This is a genomic window from Tenacibaculum sp. 190524A02b (assembly GCF_964036645.1).
GTDB lineage: Bacteria > Bacteroidota > Bacteroidia > Flavobacteriales > Flavobacteriaceae > Polaribacter > Polaribacter vairaonense.
On the sequence record NZ_OZ038525.1, the window covers coordinates 2163255 to 2181183 of the forward strand.

At 30.1% G+C, this 17929-nt stretch carries 15 protein-coding genes; 13 read left to right on the forward strand and 2 right to left on the reverse strand.

Annotation, left to right across the window (positions count from 1 at the left end; translation table 11 throughout):
* Positions 1–17: 17 nt before the first annotated feature.
* The 10 genes from uvrB (at position 18) to ABNT65_RS08670 (ending at position 13108) form a co-directional block, all read left to right on the forward strand.
* Positions 18–2009, forward strand: coding sequence for an excinuclease ABC subunit UvrB (gene uvrB, locus ABNT65_RS08625; RefSeq protein WP_348747667.1), 1992 nt, complete (start codon positions 18–20; stop codon positions 2007–2009).
* A 142-nt stretch (positions 2010–2151) separates the two neighbouring features.
* Complete coding sequence (locus ABNT65_RS08630) at positions 2152–2943, forward strand: RluA family pseudouridine synthase (RefSeq protein WP_348747668.1); 792 nt, start codon at positions 2152–2154, stop codon at positions 2941–2943.
* Positions 2936–3382: a GNAT family N-acetyltransferase gene (locus ABNT65_RS08635; RefSeq protein WP_348739028.1), complete on the forward strand. Its 447-nt coding sequence runs from the start codon at positions 2936–2938 to the stop codon at positions 3380–3382. The genes ABNT65_RS08630 and ABNT65_RS08635 overlap by 8 nt, the downstream gene beginning before the upstream one ends.
* Before the next feature lie 96 nt (positions 3383–3478).
* Entirely contained in the window at positions 3479–3805 is a 327-nt protein-coding gene (locus tag ABNT65_RS08640; RefSeq protein ID WP_299109156.1) for a nucleotide pyrophosphohydrolase, read from the forward strand.
* Positions 3806–4054 carry a hypothetical protein gene (locus ABNT65_RS08645; RefSeq protein ID WP_348747669.1) on the forward strand — a complete coding sequence of 83 codons (249 nt, stop codon included), beginning with the start codon at positions 3806–3808 and terminating at the stop codon, positions 4052–4054.
* A 6-nt stretch (positions 4055–4060) separates the two neighbouring features.
* Entirely contained in the window at positions 4061–5287 is a 1227-nt protein-coding gene (locus tag ABNT65_RS08650; protein ID WP_348747670.1) for a 3-phosphoshikimate 1-carboxyvinyltransferase, read from the forward strand.
* 72 nt (positions 5288–5359) lie between these two features.
* Complete coding sequence (gene queA, locus ABNT65_RS08655; RefSeq protein WP_348747671.1) at positions 5360–6409, forward strand: tRNA preQ1(34) S-adenosylmethionine ribosyltransferase-isomerase QueA; 1050 nt, start codon at positions 5360–5362, stop codon at positions 6407–6409.
* 420 nt (positions 6410–6829) lie between these two features.
* Positions 6830–11197, forward strand: a complete 4368-nt coding sequence (locus ABNT65_RS08660) for a T9SS type A sorting domain-containing protein (protein ID WP_348747672.1) — start codon at positions 6830–6832, stop codon at positions 11195–11197.
* A 118-nt stretch (positions 11198–11315) separates the two neighbouring features.
* Positions 11316–12356: a 23S rRNA (adenine(2503)-C(2))-methyltransferase RlmN gene (rlmN, locus tag ABNT65_RS08665; protein ID WP_348739073.1), complete on the forward strand. Its 1041-nt coding sequence runs from the start codon at positions 11316–11318 to the stop codon at positions 12354–12356.
* Positions 12356–13108 carry a hypothetical protein gene (locus ABNT65_RS08670; protein ID WP_348747673.1) on the forward strand — a complete coding sequence of 251 codons (753 nt, stop codon included), beginning with the start codon at positions 12356–12358 and terminating at the stop codon, positions 13106–13108. The genes rlmN and ABNT65_RS08670 overlap by 1 nt, the downstream gene beginning before the upstream one ends.
* Positions 13109–13122: 14 nt before the next feature.
* Here ABNT65_RS08670 and ABNT65_RS08675 read toward each other — a convergent pair whose 3' ends face one another.
* A complete protein-coding gene (locus tag ABNT65_RS08675) occupies positions 13123–13638 on the reverse strand; it encodes a hypothetical protein (RefSeq protein WP_348747674.1) in 516 nt (171 codons plus the stop codon).
* 64 nt (positions 13639–13702) lie between these two features.
* Here ABNT65_RS08675 and ABNT65_RS08680 point away from each other — a divergent pair, with 64 nt between their 5' ends.
* Entirely contained in the window at positions 13703–14680 is a 978-nt protein-coding gene (locus ABNT65_RS08680; RefSeq protein WP_348747675.1) for a polyprenyl synthetase family protein, read from the forward strand.
* A 468-nt stretch (positions 14681–15148) separates the two neighbouring features.
* Here the strand turns inward: ABNT65_RS08680 and ABNT65_RS08685 are convergent, their stop codons facing one another.
* Positions 15149–15418 carry a hypothetical protein gene (locus tag ABNT65_RS08685; protein ID WP_348704575.1) on the reverse strand — a complete coding sequence of 90 codons (270 nt, stop codon included), beginning with the start codon at positions 15416–15418 and terminating at the stop codon, positions 15149–15151.
* Between the two features lie 355 nt (positions 15419–15773).
* Here ABNT65_RS08685 and ABNT65_RS08690 point away from each other — a divergent pair, with 355 nt between their 5' ends.
* Both ABNT65_RS08690 and ABNT65_RS08695 read left to right on the forward strand, forming a co-directional pair.
* Positions 15774–16547, forward strand: a complete 774-nt coding sequence (locus tag ABNT65_RS08690) for a LexA family transcriptional regulator (protein WP_348739034.1) — start codon at positions 15774–15776, stop codon at positions 16545–16547.
* Positions 16544–17905, forward strand: coding sequence for an exonuclease domain-containing protein (locus ABNT65_RS08695; protein ID WP_348739036.1), 1362 nt, complete (start codon positions 16544–16546; stop codon positions 17903–17905). Before ABNT65_RS08690 ends, ABNT65_RS08695 begins: the two co-directional genes overlap by 4 nt.
* Positions 17906–17929: the final 24 nt, after the last annotated feature.

The window sequence follows — 17929 nt, forward strand, 5'->3', positions numbered from 1 at the left end:
TCCGTATTTTTGTTTTTATGAAGTTTGATTTACAATCGGAATTTAAGCCCACAGGAGACCAACCACAAGCGATAAAACAATTAGCTAACGGAATTTTAGAAAATGAAAAATACCAAACCTTATTAGGTGTTACTGGTTCTGGAAAAACATTTTCTGTTGCTAATGTAGTAGCGGAGGTAAATAGACCTACTTTGGTTTTGGCTCATAATAAAACCTTGGCGGCACAATTATATACTGAGTTTAAACAGTTTTTCCCTAACAATGCTGTAGAGTACTTTGTTTCTTATTATGATTACTACCAACCTGAAGCGTATATTCCGGTAACTGGAACCTACATAGAAAAAGACCTTTCTATTAATGATGAAATAGAACGATTACGAATTAGCACCTCCTCTTCCCTACTCTCTGGTAGAAGAGACGTGTTAGTAGTAGCTTCTGTTTCTTGTTTATATGGTATTGGTAACCCCATTGAATTTAAAAAGAATGTCATTACTATTGAAGTAGATCAACAAATTTCAAGAACTAAATTTCTACATCAATTGGTGACTAGTTTATATGCTAGAACAGAAACTGAAATAAAAAGTGGAACCTTTAAAGTTAAAGGTGATGTAGTTACCATTTATCCTTCTTATGGAGATAGTGGATATAAAATTCATTTTTTCGGCGATGAGATTGAAGAAATAGAAACTTTTAATATTGAAAGTAACGAAACTGAAAGTAGGTTAGATCAGTTAAACATTTACCCTGCCAACTTATTTGTTACTTCACCAGATGTATTACAAAATGCTATTCATCAAATTCAAGACGACTTGATGAAGCAACACGATTACTTTAAAGAAATTGGGAAACATTTAGAGGCGAAACGCCTTAAAGAACGAACAGAATTCGATTTAGAAATGATTCGAGAATTAGGCTACTGTTCGGGGATTGAAAATTACTCACGTTACCTTGATGGCAGAGAAGCTGGTACACGTCCGTTCTGTTTGTTAGATTATTTTCCTGATGACTATTTAATGGTTATTGATGAAAGTCATGTAACCGTTCCACAAGTACACGCTATGTATGGAGGTGATAGAAGTAGAAAAGAAAACTTGGTAGAATATGGCTTCCGATTACCTGCTGCCATGGATAACAGACCTTTAAAGTTTGAAGAGTTTGAAATCTTACAAAACCAAGTAATCTATGTATCTGCCACACCAGCAGATTATGAATTACAAAAAACGGAAGGTTTATTTGTAGAACAAGTTATTCGCCCTACTGGATTGTTAGATCCAGAAATTGAGGTTAGACCCAGTCAAAATCAAATCGATGATTTAATTGAAGAAATTCAAATACGCGTTGAAAAAGATGAACGTACTTTAGTAACCACCTTAACCAAACGTATGGCTGAAGAATTAGCCAAATATCTTACTAGAATTCAAGTGCGTTGTAGGTATGTACACTCAGATGTAGACACTTTAGAACGTGTTGAAATTATGCAAGGTTTACGTAAAGGTTTATTTGATGTATTGATTGGTGTTAATTTATTACGTGAGGGATTAGATTTACCAGAAGTTTCCTTAGTTGCTATTTTAGATGCCGATAAAGAAGGTTTTTTACGTAGCCACCGCTCTTTAACTCAAACAGTAGGTAGAGCTGCACGTAATGTGAATGGAAAAGCTATTATGTATGCTGATAAAATTACCAACAGTATGCAAATGACTATTGATGAAACTAACCGACGTAGAGAAAAACAAATCAATTATAATACAGCACATAATATAACACCTACTCAAATAAATAAAAAGATTGATAATACACTTTCTAAAAGTGCAACCATTAGCTATCAGTATGACAATGCTATACAGAAAGCAGCCGAGCAGGATTTAGAATATTTACCGAAACAAGAAATTGAAAAACGTATCCGAGAAAAACGTAAACAAATGGAAGCTGCTGCTAAAAACTTAGATTTTATGGTAGCCGCACAATTACGTGATGAAATTGCTAATTTAAAATCTAAACTTTCATAAACTTCAATACTAACATTTTATACACTTTTTAAAAAACTTATACAAATAAGATAAATAAATACAAATCAACAAAACAGAAATACATAACGTTCCAAACATTATCACCCCTACTCGACTTCAAGAATATGGTGTGGGTATTTTTATGGCTGCTTCAACTAAATCAGCATTAAAAAAGGTTTTAAAAAAAGGCTATGTTACCGTTAATGATCAACTAGCAACCACTGCAACCTTTATTAAAGGAGGAGAAATTATACAATTAACTATTCCTAATGAAATTAAATCAACTAAAAAATTAATTTTTCCACTTCAAGTAATTTATGAAGACGATTATTTAGCAATAGTATACAAACCTGCTGGTATTTTAGTAAGTGGTAATAGTTTTAAAACTATCGCAAATGCATTACCTCAAAATATTCAGCAAAGCAAACTACCAGATGCAACCATACCTCAACCTGTTCACCGATTGGATTACGGAACTACTGGAGCTTTATTAATTGGAAAAACAAACAATGCTGTCCGACTTTTAAATAAACTATTTGAAAATAAAGAGATAAAAAAAACATACTATGCTGTTGCTATTGGTAAAATGCCTTTGCATAGAACTATTTCAACACCAATAGATTTGAAAGAATCACTAACTGATTATTCAGTACAAGAAGCTGTGTTCTCTGAAAAATATGAGATTTTGAACTTAGTAAAGTTAACTCCTAAAACTGGTAGAAGGCATCAAATTAGAAAGCATTTAGCAAACATTGGAACCCCTATATTGGGTGATCAAGATTATGGAAAAAAAGGCTTCATACTAAAAGGGAAAGGAATTTATTTACACGCTTATTCATTAGAATTCATACATCCTTTTTTCAATAAAAAATTGTATTTTACAGCAACAATACCTAAAAAATTCACAAAAATTTTCTCAAAATTAGATGATTAGAGCTTATTCAACAACAGACAAATCGCAATTAATAGAAATACTTCGAAAAAACATCCCTGAATTTTTTGATTATTCTGAAGAAAAAGATTTTAAAAACTACTTAGATAATGAATTAGAAGATTACTTTGTGTATGAAGAAAATGGTAAAATTATAGGTTCTGGAGGAATTAATTATTATACACATGAAAAAACTGCCCGAATATCATGGGACATTATTGATCCAAAAACTCAAGGAAAAGGCATTGGAAAAAAGTTAACACAGTTCAGAATTAATCATATTAATAATAATATTGAGATTGACAAGATTATTGTAAGAACTTCCCAACTTGCCTATAAATTCTATGAAAAAATGGGCTTTCAATTGGTTAGTATTGAAAAGGATTTTTGGGCTAAAGATTTTGATCTTTACCTTATGGAAATGAAAAACAACTCCATTTAAGAGATTTGATAAAAATCCGCTTTGTTATAAATAAATTGCTCATAATATCCTGTATATTTGACCACTTAATAAACTAGTAGTTAAAAACGATTAATGATGAATATACAAGACGCACAAAAACAAGTTGATGATTGGATAAAAAACCATGGCGTTCGTTATTTTAATGAACTTACCAATATGGCACAATTAACAGAAGAAGTTGGTGAAGTAGCCAGAATCATTGCGCGTCGTTATGGAGAACAAAGCGAGAAGGAAAGTGATAAACAAAAGGATTTAGGAGAAGAATTAGCCGATGTAGTTTTTGTAGTACTTTGTTTAGCCAATCAAACTGGTGTTAATTTACAAGAAGCTTTTGATAAAAAGTTGGACATAAAAACCAAAAGAGATCACGACCGTCATCATAATAATGAAAAACTAAAATAAATGAGTCTTTTCAAAAAAATGAAATCCGTTGGTTATTGGAAAAATTTTGCTAGAATAGCCGTTCCTTTCTTTTTAATATTCGTAGTTATTTCTTTACTTTGGAACAGTGGAAAGGCAATTTTTTCAGGTGATTTTCAAACGGTTTTTGAACATCAATTTAGTCAAGGAAAATGGCTTCCCTTTTTTGCCAGTAAAATACTAGGAAGTATTATTTACGGTATTTGGATGACCAACAAACACACTAAGTAACACCATATGAACTTACAACTAAACACAAAATCTACAACACTAAATACTGAAATTACCATTTCAGGATCTAAAAGTGAGTCAAATAGAGCGCTCATTTTACAACAATTATACCCAAACATACATATTGAAAACATTTCAGATTCAGATGATAGTCACCATATGCAAGAAGCTTTAGCTTCTTCTGAAGAAGTTACAGATATTGGGCATGCTGGAACTACGATGCGTTTTTTAACCGCTTTTTACGCTACACAAGAAGGTGTAACTAAAATAATGCAAGGTTCAGAACGTATGCACAATCGTCCTATAGCTATTTTAGTAGATGCTTTACGTTCTTTAGGAGCCAACATTACATACTTGGAAAAAGATGGTTATCCACCATTAAAAATAGTTGGACAAAAACTCACACAAAGTAAAGTAGCTATTAACGGAAACGTTAGTAGTCAGTATATTTCAGCTTTAATGCTAATAGCTCCAAGCTTACCTAATGGACTAGAAATAGAATTAGTAGGCAAAATCACTTCAGTTCCATATATAAATATGACCTTAGCCTTATTACACCAAATAGGTATTGACGCTAACTTTACGGAACAAACAATTACGGTAGCTTCAAAATCTACAATTGAAGATACAACAATTGTTATAGAATCCGATTGGAGTTCTGCTTCTTATTTTTACTCCTTAGTTGCTTTAAGTGAATTAAACTCTAAAGTAAAACTATCTGCATATAAAAATAACAGCTTACAAGGAGATAGTGTATTAGCTGATATTTACCAACATTTTGGAGTAAATACAGAATTTGAACAAAATAGTATTACACTAACCAAAACAGCTACTCATAATTCAGAAAAGTTAATTCAGGATTTAAAAAATGCACCTGATATAGCACAAACTATTTCGGTTACTTGCTTTGGTTTGGGTATAGCATGTGATTTAACAGGCTTACACACTTTAAAAATCAAAGAGACAGACAGGTTAGAAGCGTTAAAAGAAGAACTTACTAAATTAGGAGCAACTATTTCTGTTACTAATGAAAGTTTACATTTAGAACCTTCAACTGAAATTCATAAAAACATTGCCATTGCAACTTATAATGATCATAGAATGGCTATGGCTTTTGCTCCGTTAGCACTTAAAACTACTATTGAAATTTTAGATGCAGAAGTAGTTACAAAATCATACAGAAGTTTTTGGAATGACATGCAGGAAATACAAATAGAAACCTCTGAGATATAAAATAATATAGGAATCGCTTGACAACGCCTATTTTGATATTGTATATTTGCCATCGTTTAGAAAATTTTACAAATGAAATTATCAAATTTTGATTTTGAATTGCCACAAGAGTTATTGGCAGAGTACCCATCAGAGCATAGAGATGAAGCGCGTTTAATGGTATTACACCGTGATACGCAAAAAATTGAACATAAATTATTCAAAGATTTAATCAATTATTTTGATGAAGGAGATGTAATGATGTTAAACAATACGAAAGTTTTTCCAGCCCGTATGTTTGGGAATAAGGAAAAAACAGGAGCTCGTATTGAAGTATTCTTATTACGTGAATTAAATGCTGAGAACCGTTTGTGGGATGTATTAGTAGATCCTGCTCGTAAAATCAGAATTGGAAATAAATTATTCTTTGGTGAAGATGAGAGTTTAGTTGCTGAAGTTATAGATAATACTACTTCACGAGGTAGAACTTTACGTTTTCTTTTTGACGGATCATATGAAGAATTTCGTAAAAAGTTAATTGAGTTAGGTGAAACTCCTTTGCCTAAATACATTAAACGTGACGTAGAACCTGAAGATGAGCAACGTTATCAAACTATATTTGCTAAGCATGAAGGAGCAGTAGCTGCACCAACTGCAGGATTACACTTTTCTAAACACTTAATGAAACGTTTAGAAATTAAAGGAATTGATTTTGCAGAAATGACCTTGCATGTTGGGCTAGGTACTTTCAACCCTGTTGAAGTAGAAGATTTATCTAAACATAAAATGGACTCTGAGCAAATTGTAATTCCTGAAGAAAGTGCTAGAATTGTAAACAATGCTATTGAAACTAAACGTAGAGTATGTGCTATTGGTACTACTGTTATGCGTACTGTAGAATCTTCTGTTTCTGCTAATAAAAGGCTGAATACCTATACAGGGTGGACTAATAAGTTTATTTTCCCTCCATATGATTTTAGTATTGCTAATTGTATGGTAACAAACTTCCACACACCAAAATCAACGTTATTAATGATGGTGTCTGCTTTTGCAGGGCATGACTTTATGATGGAAGCCTATCAAGAAGCAGTTAAAGAAAAATATAAATTTTATTCTTACGGTGATGCTATGTTAATTCTATAATTAATATAATTTACATAACTTTTTAAAGCTCCATTTTACAATGGAGCTTTTTTGTTTTTCATTATATTAAAATAATGTTAATCTTTATTATAAATTAATTTTCATCTTTCAAAAAAAACAGTACCTTTAGAATCTGAAAATAAAAAAGTTATTAACCTTATTAAAATTACTATGCGTAAAAAATTACACTCTAAACTTACAATTTAAAATACGCTTACTTTAAGCGAAACCACCCTAAATTTATTGTCCCTCATAAACTTTATGTTCCGTACAGTAAAGTCTGTTTTATTTATATAAATAGTTTTCACTATCTATAAATGAAAATATCTTATTGTTTGGAAATCAAATTAAAAACCAAATACATAATAACCATAAATGATGAGAAAATTTACTTTATTATTGCTTTTTACGTGCACAATTGTGCTCTCTCAAAACACCTATGTTCCTGATGATAACTTTGAACAAGCCTTAATTGATTTAGGCTATGATTCTGGAAGTTTAGACGATTACGTTCCTACTGCAAACATTAGTGGACTTACAAAACTGAATCTTAACCTAAAAGATATTAAAAATCCTACTGGTATTCAAGATTTTGTTTCTTTAGAAGAGCTTTCTCTTTATGGTAATCAAATTGCTCAGATAGATCTTACTAAAAATATACTTTTATTAGAGCTTTTTATTGACAATAATCTTTTAACTGAAATTGACCTTTCTAAAAACACACAGTTAAAACAATTAGCTATTGGAAGTAATCAGCTAACTAGTTTAGACATTTCAAAAAACACCATACTAGAGAGAGTTTATTTTGAGAAAAACCAGTTAACAACTCTTGATGCATCTAAAAACCCAATGCTAGTAACAATTTGGGGACAAGAAAATAAACTTACTAGTATCAATGTTAGTAACAACCCTGATTTAACATCATTATTACTTTTTAAAAATAATATTTCTAGTATTGATGTCTCTTCAAACTTAAAGTTAGAAACTTTAAGTATTTTTGAAAACCAACTTACTTCTATTGATGTAATTAACAACTCAGCTTTAAAAAGTTTAACGGTATCTAGTAATCAATTAACAGCTATTGATCTCTCTCTAAATACATTATTAGAAAGATTAAATATATATAATAATCAATTTACCTCCATAGATCTTACTAACAACCCACTTTTAGAAGTACTTACTATATCACAAAATCAAATTAGTAGTATAGATCTTTCTAATAATACAGCTTTAAAAGCATTAAATGCCTATACGAATCAATTAACAGCTATAGACCTTTCAAACAATTCTTTATTAGAAATTTTAAATATATACAACAATCAACTTACAAGTATAAATGTTAGTCAAAGTCCTAAATTATCAACACTTTCTGTTTCACATAACAATCTAAAAAATATTGATGTTACTAAAAACCCTGAATTAACTACTTTAACAGCTCGTAACACACAATTAAGTACTATTGATGTTTCTAAAAACCCTTTATTAGAAGTTTTTTCTGTTAGTCAAAATCAATTAACTAGCCTAGATATTTCTAAAAATGTAAATTTAAAAAGACTTTGGATTTATGAAAATCAATTAAACCATGTAAACTTTTCTAAAAACTCAACATTAGAAGAAATTTACGCAAATAATAATAATATTAAAGTATTAAATACATCTTTGCTTACAAGTCTTAATACACTTGTTGCCAATGACAATCAATTAACTAGTTTAAATGTTGCCAATGGAAACAATGCTAATTTTAAAGAGTTTAATGTTACTAACAATGCAGACTTAACTTGTATTCAAGTAGACAATGTTGATTATAGTGCTACCAACTGGACTAATAAAGACACTACCGCTACTTACAATACAGATTGTAGTATTGTTCCTTTAACCTATGTCCCAGACGATGCTTTTGAACAAGCATTAATTGATCTTGGTTATGATACTGTTTTAGACAATTATGTTCCAACGGCAAACATTAACACAATTACTTCTTTAACTATAGAAGATAAAGGTATTTCAAACACTACTGGTTTAGAAGACTTTGCCGCTTTGACTGATTTAAACCTCAATAACAACCAACTAACAAGTATTGATATTTCTGAAAACAGATTATTAGAAGGTGTAAGTTTAAGCAACAACCAATTAAGTACTATCAACCTTGAATACAATACCATACTTAAACGTTTATTTGCCAATGATAATCAAATAACTGCTATTGATGTTTCTAAAAACCTATCATTAAGAACATTATCATTAACAAACAACCTATTAACAACCGTTAATGTACTTAATAATTCTGAACTTACATACTTACATGTATCGGATAATCAGATTACTAACATTGCTATTCATCAAAACTATCAACTAGAAAGTCTTTCAATCATGAGAAATCAATTAACAGAAATTGATTTGAATGATAACAGACAACTTAGAGATTTATATCTTTCAGGGAATCAGTTAAAAGAAATTAATATTAGGTATCATACAAATATTCAGGATTTATTTGTTGCTGATAATCAAATTAACAATCTTGACTTAACAAGACTTACAAATCTTAAAAGGCTTTTAGCAAACAATAACAACTTAAATTACCTAAATGTAAAAAACGGAAATAACGAAGATATTTGGGCTTTTAATGCCTTGAACAATCCTAATTTAAGCTGTATTCAAGTAGATAACCCTACTTATAGTACTACTAACTGGACAGACAAAGATGCTACTGCTAATTATAATGAAGAATGTTTGATTTATGTTCCTGATGATAATTTTGAACAATTTTTAATTGACAGCAATTATGACACCTCTGGAATTATGGATAATTATATTTCTGCTAAAGATGCTTATGAAATTACCCGTATATACATCTATGAAAATAAAAACATCACAGATATCACTGGAGTTGAAGGTTTCACTAACCTAAATAATTTTAATTTAAGTAATAATAAATTAACTACTGTAAACTTTTCTTTAAATGCCAGACTAGAAAATCTTTCGTTAGCATTTACTGAGTTAACCAGCATAGATATAGCTAATAATCCTGCTTTAATAGAGTTAAGTTTAAACAACAATAAGTTAACGCAATTAGATATTTCAAATAATAAATCATTAGCTTCAGTTTATGCTTCTGAGAATGATTTAACTGATTTGGTTCTTGGTGAGAATACCAATCTTAAGATATTAAATGTCAGTTATAATGAAATAACTACGCTTAACTTAAGTGAATTAACTAATTTAACTGAACTATATGTTGAAGACAATCAAATTAGCACTATTGACTTGTCTAAAAACCCTAAGCTTCAAAGATTCATTTCAAATAGAAATCAATTAAGCAATATTGATATTTCAAAAAATCTGGAACTTATAGAAATATCTATAGAAAACAACAAATTAGATGTTTTAGATATCTCTAATAATGATAAATTAACGAATGTTTATGCTTCTTATAATAAACTTACTAACATAGACGCTTCTAAAAATGTTAATTTAAAATATCTTGCACTAAACAGTAATATTTTGAATACTATAAATGTGACTAATTTAAGTGAATTAGAAAGTTTAAATGTTGGACTAAATCAACTAACTAATATCAACATTGAGGACAATACAAGTTTAAAATATTTATATCTAAACAGTAACCAATTAACCAACCTTGATATTTCAAATAACACGAAACTTGAATTATTTAACGCTCCAAATAACAAGTTGACTAATTTAGATTGTTCAAACAACACCTCGTTAAAAGAAGTATTTTTAAATGATAATACATTAACTTCCTTAAACTTAAAAAATGATAACAACACTAAAATAACTGTGCTAAACATTCAAGCAAATGCAAATTTAACTTGTGTACAAGTAGACGATGCTGTTTGGAGTACTACCAATTGGTTAGATAAAGACTCACATACTAACTATAATGAAAGTTGTACAGCAAGTACCTTAACTTACGTACCAGATGATAACTTTGAACAAGCTTTAATAGATTTAGGTTATGATTCTGGTGATTTAGATGATTATGTACCAACTGCAAATATTGATAAAGTTACCAGCTTATTTATTCAAAATAAAAACATCAGTGACTTAACGGGTATCCAAGATTTTATTGGTTTGGAGGTTTTATATGTTAATAATAATAACCTAACCAGTATTGATATTAGTAAAAACATACTTTTAAATACATTAAACGCAGATGAAAACCAATTAACAACATTAGATGTTTCCAAAAACACTGAGTTAAAGAGTATTTTTGCTTTTAGTAATCAATTAACTAGCATAGATCTTACAAACAATACCAAATTAACTAGCATTCAAATAAGCAATAATCAATTAACTAGTTTAGATGTTAGCTTAAATAAAGTATTAAATTTTATAACTGCTGATAATAATAAATTAACCAGTTTAAACTTACAGAACGGTTATAACAGTGAGTTTTTAATGGATACTACTTTTAAAAACAATCCAGACTTAACCTGTATTCAAGTAGATGATGCTACCTATAGTACTGCTAATTGGGGAGGCTTTAAAGATGATAGTGCTTCTTATGATGAAAACTGTGTTACTAAATCAGTAAAAGAATTTAGTTTACAAAACATCCAACTATACCCTAACCCTGCAAGTAATTTAATTACTATTCAAATAGGTGAAACTATCCAAAAAGTTGAAATCTATACCATTCAAGGAGGAAAAGTTGGTGTTACAGCTAATAAACAAATTGATATCAGTAAACTTGCTAGCGGTATTTATTTTGCAAAAATATATACAGACAATAATAAATCTGGTATTAAACGTTTTATGAAACACTAAAAAACACTATCCTTATTTATAAAAAGCTGTCCTTATGGGCAGCTTTTTTTATAGCTTCAAAATTCATCCTTTTATACTAACTTTGCAGCTGCACTGTATAATCTATTTTCAATTAAACATTTTGAGTACTAAAAAAGACATCCGCGCATTAACCAAAGAACAACTTCGTGATTTTTTTGTTGCGAATCACGATAAAGCTTTTCGTGGAAATCAAGTTTATGAATGGTTATGGCACAAGGCAGCACATAGCTTTGATGATATGACTAACCTTTCTAAAGGTACTCGAAAAATGTTAGATGAAAACTTTGTCATCAATCATATTGAAGTAGACGCCATGCAACGTAGTAATGATGGTACTATAAAAAATGCCATTAAGTTGCATGATGGTTTAATTGTAGAATCCGTTTTAATTCCCACAGAAAAAAGAACCACTGCTTGCGTATCTAGTCAAGTAGGTTGTAGTTTAGATTGTAAATTCTGTGCCACTGCTCGCCTAAAAAGAATGCGTAACTTGAACGCTGATGAAATTTACGATCAAGTAGTAGCTATTGATAAACAAAGTAGATTATATCATAACCATAAGCTATCAAACATTGTATTTATGGGAATGGGAGAACCTTTAATGAACTATAATAATGTTATTAAAGCCATTGATAAAATTACATCACCAGAAGGATTGGGAATGGCAGCTAGAAGAATTACGCTTTCAACTTCTGGAGTTCCCAAAATGATAAAAAAAATGGCGGATGATGAAGTTCGCTTTAATTTAGCGGTTTCTTTACATTCTGCTATTGATGAAGTACGTACTTCTATAATGCCTTTCAATACTAATTTTCCTTTAAAAGACTTAAAAGAATCTTTAGAGTATTGGTATGCCAAAACCAAACGAAAAGTAACCTATGAATATGTAGTTTGGAACGGTATTAATGATCGTAAAGAAGATATTAATGCATTGGTAAAATTCTGTCAATATATTCCTTGTAAAGTGAACTTAATAGAATACAACCCAATTGATGATGGTGAGTTTCAACAAGCTTCTGAAAGAGCCTTAAACAATTATATTTCTAACTTAGAAATGAATGATATTGTTGTAAATGTACGTCGTTCTAGAGGAAAGGATATTGACGCTGCATGCGGACAGCTAGCCAACAAATCTTAATGCCTTTTTCTAAAACATTACTAGGACAAACTTTGCAAACATTAGGTTGGTTGTTATTAGCAATAACTACTGGTCTTATTTTAGATAGTAAATTTGTAGCACAAAACTACTATGAGCATGCTCAAGAAGTAATCGTTTTATTAATTATTCCTTTATACGGATACCTTTTTTACAAAGCTACTCCAAGAGCTAAAGAATTACTTATTTATGCTTTACTCATAGGTATTGTTGGCGAATATCTTTTTTCAGCAACTTTTGGAATGTATACCTACCGTTTACAAAACATACCACATTATATTCCTCCAGGTCACGCTATTGTTTTTTTATTAGTGTATTACTTCAACCGCAAACCCAAAGTACAACAACATAAAAAACATATTGAGTTTTTTTGCTTAATATTTATTATACCTTTTGCTACCTACTATTTAATTGTTAAGAATGATGTATTAGGTTTTATCTGTACTCTTCTTATATTTTACTTTTTACGTAAACATCCTAAAGAACGAATGTTTTACTTAGTCATGTATACTGTTGTAGCTATTACCGAACTTATCGGTACAAGTTTAGAATGCTGGAGTTGGCCAACTATGGCTTTTAATAAATTTACTTTTTTACCCAGTGCCAATCCGCCTTCTGGTATAAGTTTATTTTATTTTGGACTAGATAGAGGAACTATGTCTTTTTATAAAAGAAGACATAAAACTGCTTGGTTACGATTAAAAACTATTAGAAGTATTTCTTCTAAAAAATGAGCTATTCTCTACCTTTATTCTATTAATTTTAACTCAGCTCTCTGTACTACTGAAATTGGATACCCATAAACAAAAGGAATTTCTTTAGTACCTTTTCCTGTGGTTGTTTTATTTTTAGTAGCGCTAAATAAAATCTCAAAATCTATCAACTTATCCTTAAAAGATAAACGAGTAGTTAACATACTACCTCCTACTTCAAAAAAACTATACAAACTATTTTCTACAAATTTTACTGGTAATACAATTCCATTATTCTCATCTACTTCAAATAATCCTTTTTCTTTATCTTTTACTACCAAAGTATAGTTTCTAGGATTTCCACTATACACCAATTTATACTCATACTTTCCTTCAGTAGCAGTTTCCAACAAATGAAACTCCATGGTTATCGTTTGTTTACCTTTAGACGAATGTATTTGTAAATCACCCTTATAGATCCCTAAAAAATCTTCAGGAAATTTAGCATTACTTTGAGCATAGCTTGCTATAAACCCCATTAACATAAAAAGTACACTAAAAAGTCGTTTCATAGTTATATTGTTTCTGTTTCAAATATAAACAATCGCTAATTTATTCTTACTTTTGTTCGCTAATATGAAGCCAGTAGAGCAAATAAAACTACCAATTGCAAAAGAAATGGAACTCTTTGAAACCAAGTTCAAAGATGCTATGTTGTCTAAAGTTCCGTTATTAAACCGTATTACGTATTATATTGTTAGACGAAAAGGGAAGCAAATGCGCCCAATGTTTGTCTTTTTAGTTGCCAAAATGGTTTCTAATGGTGGATTTGATGAACGTACCTATCGTGGTGCTTCTGTAGTAGAATTAATTCACACGGCTACTTTGGTACATGATGATGTTGTAGATGACAGTAACAGACGTAGAGGTTTCTTTTCTATCAATGCTTTATGGAAAAATAAAATTGCTGTTTTAGTAGGTGATTTTTTACTTTCCAAAGGCTTACTACTTTCTATTGACAATGAAGACTTTGACATTCTAAAACTTATTTCTATTGCAGTACGCGAAATGAGTGAAGGAGAATTGTTACAGATAGAAAAAGCTAGAAAACTTGATATTACTGAAGAGGTTTATTTTGAAATCATTCGTCAAAAAACAGCAACTTTAATTGCTGCTTGCTGTGGTATTGGTGCTGCTTCTGTAGGCGCTAACAACAATACCGTGCAACAAATGCGAAAATTTGGAGAGTATATTGGGATTGCTTTTCAAATAAAAGATGACTTGTTTGATTATACTGAAGCTAAAATTGGAAAACCAACAGGTATTGACATTAAGGAACAAAAAATGACCTTACCACTTATTTATACCTTAAATAACTGTTCAGAAAAGGACAAGGCTTGGTTAATCAATTCAGTAAAAAAACACAATCATAATAAAAAACGAGTAAAAGAAGTCATTGCTTTTGTAAAAGCTAATGGCGGATTAGAATATACTACTGCTAAAATGCATGACTATAAAAAGAAAGCGTTAGCTATTCTAGATAACTTTCCTGAATCCGACTATAAAACATCATTAACTAAAATGATTGATTATGTTGTGGAACGTAAAATATAGCTTTTTACTTAGTTTTGAATTTTTAATGCTTAGTGTTTAGTTTCACTCTAAATATTCATTACTCATAATTCTTAGCTTTAAAACTGGTAGAAGGTGGAAGATTTGAGGTAAAAGATTTTCTTTTGATTATGGGCATTTCTGAAACTAAAAATTAAACACTAAAAACTGATAACGATCTATAATTATTAGCTTTTTGATTTTTTCACACTTATAGCTTTATAGCTCTTAACTCCTTTCTAACTCTCTAAGTAAAACAACTAACAGATTGCTTATTCCGTTAGCACTTCATCGCAATGACAACGGTTTAAATTATGATTTTCGAATTATTAAGTACTCGTCATTCACTTATAACGCAACACTCATAACCCTGAACTCCTTAAACCTCTAGTTTTTAGCTAAAAATAATAACTAAAATCTCATAATTTTTTAGCTTTTGGACAAACTGATATTTATAACAAAAAGTAATAGTTATCTATACGCGCGCCTTTTTTCTAACCAAGGAGCCACTCCACCTAATTGACGTGCCTCATAAAAATTAGATTCTTTTAAAATACAATCTTCTTTAGTAGTATTTGGGTTCACTTTAATAAACCTATATAAAACCAATTTTATAATAGATTCTCTAACTGCTTCATAAGTTACCTCACTACTACTTGAATCCAGTATATTTTGAATAAAACTTTCTATTTTAGTAAACTTTGTATTACCTAATAAAGCTCTAAAAACAATTTCTTCCATGATTAATTGATGTTTTGTTATCACAAATTTATCGATACTCCAAACGCTTAAAAAGGTGATTTATGCGAAAAAAAATGTGGTTTTCCGTAATGATGTTAAACATTATCCTATTTCATATAAATAATCATGCCATACATAAATTGTTAAGTAAACTACCTCGAGATATTATGTATTTTAGCTGTGCCAATAACGTATTCAAACTTATAGCAATTTTGGTTTAAATTTACTCACAAGAAAAATAGTCTATTTTTAACAGCTACTTGATATACTTCATTACTTTTTATTTATTAGGCTATAAAAACAAAAAAACACAAAAGAACCATATTATAGCATTTGATGCTTATATTTGTAGCAAATGAAAGATATAGCCAAAAACATTCGCCATTTACGTAAATTAAAACAACGAACGCAAGAGCAATTTGCTGAAGATTTGTCCATTACAAGATCAAGAGTATCTTCCTATGAAGAAGGACGTTCTGAACCTTCTATAGAAACATTGATTGAGTTTTCTAATTATTTTAAACTTCCTATTGATGTGTTGGTCAAAAACGATCTTACCTATGCTACAGATGCTTCTTTTATAGAAATTGGAAATCAACGTGTGTTATTTCCTATTATGGTAGATGATAATGATGAAAACCTAATAGAAGTTGTTCCTGTAGAAGCCTCTGCCGGTTATTTATTAGGATATGATGATCCTGAATATATAGAGCAATTACAAAAAATAAAGCTCCCATTTTTGCCAGTAGGTAAACACAGAGCTTTTCCTATTAAAGGAGACTCTATGCACCCAATGAAAGACGGATCCTATGTTATTGCCAGTTTTATTGAAGATATTCGTGATGTAAAAAACGGAACGTCTTATATAATTGTTACTAAAAATGATGGCATGACCTATAAAAGAGTCTATAACAAAATAGAAGAAAAAAACGCCTTATTGTTAGTTCCTGATAATCAAAATTATCAATCATACTACGTTCCTACTTCTGAAATTGTGGAATTATGGGAATTTACCTGTAGTATTAATACGCAAGAGTATGATGAAAAGGATTTAAAAATTAGTAGTATTGCAGGAATGCTTACACAATTAGGAGTTGAATTGAAATCTTTAGCGGAATTACAACAGTGAACTACGCCATTGTAGATATAGAAACCAATGGAGGCGTAAAAATTACTGAAATCAGTATTTTTATTTTTGATGGTCAAAAAGTGATTGATGAGTTTACCACACTCATCAATCCTGAAACGTATATTCCAGCTAATATTACCAACCTTACTGGCATTACCAATTTTATGGTAAAGCAAGCACCTACATTTCCAGAAGTAGCTAAAACTATTTATCAAATCACTGAGCACTGTATTTTTGTAGCGCATAATGTTAATTTTGATTATGGCATTATAGGCAAAGAGTTCCGGTCATTAGGATTAGAATACAAAAGAAAAAAACTATGTACAGTTCGTTTAGCTCGTAAACTATTACCTAATAAAAAGTCCTATAGTTTAGGAAAATTATGTTTATCTGAAAATATCTCTATTACAGATCGTCATAGAGCTAGAGGTGATGCTGAAGCTACCGTTACTTTATTTCAAAAACTACTACAACTAGATCAAGAAAAGCCTTTAAGCGTTATTGAAGCTTTTTTAAATGCTCGTTCCAAAGAAGCTACACTACCTCCCCTACTTCCTAAAGAAGTTTTTGAAAGTTTATCAGAAAAACATGGGGTCTATTATTTTTGGAATGAACATAAGGAAATTATCTATGTAGGTAAAGCCAATAACATTAAACAACGTGTGCTGAGTCATTTTTATGACAAAAAGAAAAAAGAAATCAATATGTGTTTAGCTACTGCCAATATCACCTTTACAGAAACTGGTAACGAGTTATTAGCATTATTAGTAGAATCGGCAGAAATAAAACGATACTATCCAAAATTCAATAGAGCACAAAGACGCACTAATGAAAGTTACGGTTTGTTTTGTTATGAAGATAGAAAAGGAATCTTACACTTAGCTTGGAACAAGCTAAAACTCATTTCTAACCCTATTACCAAGTTTTACTCAATATCTGAAGCTCGTACTTTTATGGAGCAATTGTGTGAAAATTTTATGTTGTGCCCTAAATACTGTCATTTACAAACCAATGTAAACAGTTGTTTTCATTATCAACTAAAACAATGCAAAGGTATTTGTAGAGAAGAAGAAACCGTTGCTAACTATAACAAAAGAGTGCAAGAAGCCATAGCATCAGCAACTTTTAAAAGCGATAATTTTATTATTAAGGAAGCTGGCAAAAACGCTGATGATTTTAGCTATGTATTGGTTACTAATAGTTTTTACCAAGGTTATGGGTATTTAAATAAACAAGCTGAAAAATTTACTATTAAAGAGTATCAAGATGCTTTAATACCTCAAAAAGACACTAGAGATATTCACCGAATTTTACAAAGTTATATCAAAAAAAATCCTGATTGTTTGATTCCTTTATAAGAAATACCTTAGTTAGGTAAAACT